The 4,681-nt window shown below is 65.5% G+C and carries 2 protein-coding genes and 3 pseudogenes; 3 read left to right on the top strand and 2 right to left on the bottom strand.

Going from position 1 to position 4,681, the window contains the following annotated elements; translation table 11 throughout:
- Nucleotides 1-85: 85 nt before the first annotated feature.
- Nucleotides 86-1,704 (bottom strand): annotated as a pseudogene (groL, locus tag SYNGFB01_RS09820) (chaperonin GroEL); the annotation flags it as partial.
- Nucleotides 1,705-1,812: 108 nt separating this feature from the next.
- Complete coding sequence (gene groES, locus SYNGFB01_RS09825; protein ID WP_048017881.1) at nucleotides 1,813-2,124, bottom strand: co-chaperone GroES; 312 nt, start codon at nucleotides 2,122-2,124, stop codon at nucleotides 1,813-1,815.
- Between the two features lie 270 nt (nucleotides 2,125-2,394).
- On the opposite strand from groES, the pseudogene atpD reads away from it, so the two are divergent.
- The 3 genes and pseudogenes from atpD to SYNGFB01_RS09840 all read left to right on the top strand — a co-directional run.
- Nucleotides 2,395-3,853: pseudogene (gene atpD / locus SYNGFB01_RS09830) on the top strand (F0F1 ATP synthase subunit beta).
- A gap of 34 nt (nucleotides 3,854-3,887) precedes the next feature.
- A complete protein-coding gene (gene atpC / locus SYNGFB01_RS09835) occupies nucleotides 3,888-4,289 on the top strand; it encodes an ATP synthase F1 subunit epsilon (protein WP_048017882.1) in 402 nt (133 codons plus the stop codon).
- 33 nt (nucleotides 4,290-4,322) lie between these two features.
- Nucleotides 4,323-4,681: pseudogene (locus SYNGFB01_RS09840) on the top strand (rhomboid family intramembrane serine protease); the annotation flags it as partial.

Genomic DNA, 4,681 nt, shown 5'->3' on the forward strand with positions numbered 1-4,681 from the left:
CATCCGACCAGCCCTTCACCAATCGAAAAAAGGGCCGCCCACTGGACGGCCCTCTCGGTGTTCGCGTGTTGGCAGACCTCAGAAGTCCATGCCGCCGGCCGGCATCGCGGGGTGCGGCTTCCTTCTTCGGCTTTTTCGGCAATCATGGCTTCGGTGGTGATCAGGAGACCTGCCACGGAGGCGGCGTCCTGCAGCGCTGTGCGCACCACCTTGGCCGGATCGATGCGCCCTGGGCGAAGAGGTCGCCGTATCGCCGGTCTGGGCATTCCAGCCATAGGCGAACTCCGACTTCTCGCGCAGCTTGCCGACGATGATCGAGCCTTCCGCGCCGGCGTTCTCGGCGATCTGACGCACAGGGGCTTCGATCGCACGGCGGATGATGTCGATGCCGACGCGCTGGTCGTCGTTTGGAGCCTTCAGGTTCTCAAGCGCCTTCACCGAGCGCAGCAGGGCCACGCCACCACCGGGCAGGATGCCTTCCTCGACGGCGGCACGGGTCGCGTGCAAGGCGTCGTCGACGCGATCCTTCTTCTCCTTCACTTCGACTTCGGTCGAGCCGCCGACACGGATGACGGCGACGCCACCGGCGAGCTTGGCCAGGCGCTCCTGCAGCTTCTCGCGGTCGTAGTCGGAAGAGGTCTCCTCGATCTGCGCCTTGATCTGGGCCACGCGGCCGTCGATCTCGGCCTTGGAGCCGGCGCCGTTGATGATCGTGGTGTTTTCCTTTTTCGATCGATCACTKCGKCGRRCGGTGCCCAGCATCTCGAGCTTGGCGTTCTCCAGCTTGAGGCCGGCATCCTCGGTGATCAGCTGGCCGTTGGTGAGCACGGCGATGTCCTCGAGCATGGCCTTGCGGCGATCACCGAAGCCGGGAGCCTTGACGGCAGCCACGTTGAGCACGCCGCGCAGGCGGTTCACCACCAGGGTGGCGAGCGCTTCCTTCTCGATGTCCTCGGCGATGATCAGCAGCGGCTTGCCGGTGCGGGCGATCTGCTCGAGCACGGGCACCAGGTCCTGCACCAGACCGATCTTCTTGTCGGTAAGCAGGATGTAGGGCTCCTCGAGCACCGCTTCCATCCGCTCGGTGTCGGTGGCGAAGTAAGGGGAGATGTAGCCCTTGTCGAAGCGCATGCCCTCGGTGACCTCCAGCTCGGTGGTCATCGACTTGCCCTCCTCCAGGGAGATCACGCCCTCCTTGCCGACCTTGTCCATGGCGTCGGCGATCATGCGGCCCACCTCTTCGTCGTTGCCGGCGGAGATGGTGCCCACCTGGGCGATGGCGTTGGAGTCGGCGATCGGCTTGGCATGCTCCTCGATCTTCTTGACGAGGAAGTCGGTGGCCTTGTCGATGCCCTTCTTGAGGGTGATGGCATTGGCGCCGGCGGCCACGTTGCGCAGGCCGGCCTTCACCATGGCATGAGCCAGCACGGTGGCGGTGGTGGTGCCGTCACCGGCAGCGTCGTTGGTCTTGGAGGCGGCCTGACGGATCAGGGCCACACCGGTGTTCTCGATGTGGTCCTCGAGCTCGATCTCCTTGGCGATGGTGACGCCGTCATTGATGATCTGGGGGGCGCCGAACTTCTTCTCCAGCACCACGTTGCGGCCTTTGGGGCCGAGGGTCACGGCCACCGACTCGGCGAGGATGTCGATGCCTTTTTCGAGGGCGCGACGGGCCTGCTCGTTGTAGATGATGCGCTTGGCCATGGAAGGCAGTTCTCGCTTGGGTTGGTTAACGGGACGATGAAGGGAATGTCGCAGGGGCGATGCCGCGCAGTCGCGCAGAACGCCTCACGACAGCACGTGGAACGGTGCTCAGTTGACGACAGCCAGGATGTCCTTCTCGGACAGCAGCACGTACTCGTCGGAACCGAGCTTGATGTCGGTGCCGGCGTACTTGCTGTACAGCACCTTGTCGCCCACGCTCACCTCGGGAGCCTGGCGGGTGCCGTCGTCGTTGCGCTTGCCGGGGCCCACCTGCACCACCTCACCCACCTGGGGCTTTTCCTTGGCGGTGTCGGGCAGCAGGATGCCGCCGGCGGTCTTCTCCTCCGACTCGGAGACCTTGATGAAGATGCGATCTCCGAGCGGTTTGACCGTGGAGACACTGAGAGAAACAGCAGCCATGGATTGATGCGGGATAGACGCGGTTGCGAACGCAGAAGCAATGTCATGGCGCCGGAGACGCCATCAGGCAGACGGGCCGATTTGGCACTCGACCTGCATGAGTGCCAACCTATGCGCCAGACGGAGCTCCGGGCCAGGGGTTATTCGTGCGGTTGACCGAACCACGCCCTGCCGGCGCAGGCCCGGATGTCCCCGGCTGCGCGGTGGTAAGGTTGCCGCGCTTCAGGCGGGCTGGTTTCCCCCTGCGCACTCCCTGCAACTACCTCACCTATGGCTGCTGCTACCGCCACCGGCACCAAAGGCATCGTTCGCCAAGTGATCGGCCCGGTGCTCGACGTTGAATTCCCGGCCGGCAAGCTGCCCAGGATCTACAACGCCCTCCGCATCGAGGCGAAGAACTCGGCCGGTCAGAACGTGGCTCTGACGGCCGAAGTTCAGCAGCTGCTGGGCGACCACCGCGTGCGTGCCGTGGCCATGAGCAGCACCGACGGCCTGGTGCGTGGCATGGAAGCCGTGGATACCGGCGCGCCCATCTCCGTTCCCGTGGGTGAGGCGACTCTGGGCCGCATCTTCAACGTGCTCGGCGAGCCGGTGGACGAGCAGGGTCCCGTCAAGACCACCATCACGGCACCGATCCACCGCGAGGCTCCCAAGCTCACCGAGCTCGAGACCAAGCCCAAGGTGTTCGAGACCGGCATCAAGGTGATCGACCTGCTCGCTCCCTACCGCCAGGGCGGCAAGGTGGGCCTGTTCGGCGGTGCCGGCGTGGGCAAGACCGTGCTCATCCAGGAGCTGATCAACAACATCGCCAAGGAGCACGGCGGTGTGTCCGTGTTCGGCGGTGTGGGCGAGCGCACCCGTGAGGGCAACGATCTCTACGAGGAGTTCAAGGAGTCGGGCGTGATCAACGCCGATGACCTCTCCAAGTCGAAGGTGGCCCTCTGCTATGGCCAGATGAACGAGCCCCCCGGCGCCCGCATGCGCGTGGGTCTCTCGGCGCTCACCATGGCGGAGCACTTCCGCGATGTGAACAAGCAGGACGTGCTGCTGTTCATCGACAACATCTTCCGCTTCGTCCAGGCCGGCTCCGAGGTGAGCGCCCTGCTCGGCCGCATGCCCTCGGCCGTGGGCTATCAGCCCACCCTCGGCACCGACGTGGGTGAACTGCAGGAGCGCATCACCTCCACCCTCGAGGTTCGATCACCTCGATCCAGGCCGTGTACGTGCCTGCCGACGACCTGACCGACCCGGCTCCGGCCACCACCTTCGCCCACCTCGATGCCACCACCGTGCTGAGCCGCGGCCTGGCCTCCAAGGGCATCTACCCGGCCGTGGATCCCCTGGATTCCACCAGCACCATGCTGCAGCCGGCGGTGGTGGCGACGAGCACTACCGCACCGCCCGCGCCGTGCAGAGCACCCTGCAGCGCTACAAGGAGCTCCAGGACATCATCGCGATCCTGGGTCTCGACGAGCTCTCCGAAGATGACCGCCGGATCGTGGATCGGGCCCGCAAGATCGAGAAGTTCCTCTCCCAGCCCTTCTTCGTTGCCGAGGTGTTCACCGGCATGCCCGGCAAGTACGTGAAACTGGAGGAGACCATCAAGGGCTTCAACATGATCCTCGCCGGTGAGCTCGATGATCTGCCCGAGGCAGCCTTCTACCTGGTGGGCAACATCGACGAGGTGAAGGCCAAGGCCGCCAAGATCCTGGCCGAAGCCAAGGGTTGATCCAGCGTCGCATCCCTTCTGAGATCCCCAGCCGATGAGTCTCACCCTGCGCGTTCTGGCTCCTGACCAGAGCGTTTTCGAGGGCAGCGCCGAAGAGGTGATCCTGCCCAGCACCACCGGTCAGATGGGCATCCTGCCCGGTCATGTGACCATGCTCACCGCGCTCGACACCGGTGTGATGCGCCTGCGTGAGGGCTCCAGCTGGCGCTCGATCGCCCTAATGGGTGGCTTCGCCGAGGTGGAGGCCGATGAGGTCACCGTCCTGGTGAATGCCGCCGAACTCGGCAGCGCCATCGATGCCGCTGCCGCCCAGGCCGCCTACGAGGCAGCCCAGAGCACCGCGACCGCCTTCGAGGGCCAGCCCTCCAGCCCCGACAAGATCAAGGCTCTGCAGGCCCTGGCCCAGGCACGGGCCCGCCTGCAGGCCACCCGCTGAGCCGTCTGAGCAACAACTGACCACCGCATCACCATGGGCCAGGGCCGCGAGCTGGGTTTGCAGCTGCGCCACTGGCTCGACCAGGGGCACACCGCTCTGAACAGCGGCCACGCCCTGGCCAATGCGCTCTGCGACGGACTGGGCGAACAGGAACTGCTCAAGGGCCCGGTGCGCGATCTGGGCAGCCGTCCCCTCTTCCTGCAGCTTCTGCGGCAGAGCGGTGCCACACAGCGCAGCAACCTGGTCTCCCTGAAGCAGCAGCTGGCCACCACCTACAGCCCATCGGTTCTGGCGGAGCTGCTCGATCTGCTCGAGGCCGTCACCGGCCAGGAGCTGGATCGATCCGACCTGCAGCAGGGGCCTGATCCATCCGAACATCCTCAGGAGATGCC

Origin of the sequence: Synechococcus sp. GFB01, from assembly GCF_001039265.1 — a bacterium.
Taxonomy (GTDB): Bacteria; Cyanobacteriota; Cyanobacteriia; order PCC-6307; family Cyanobiaceae; genus NIES-981.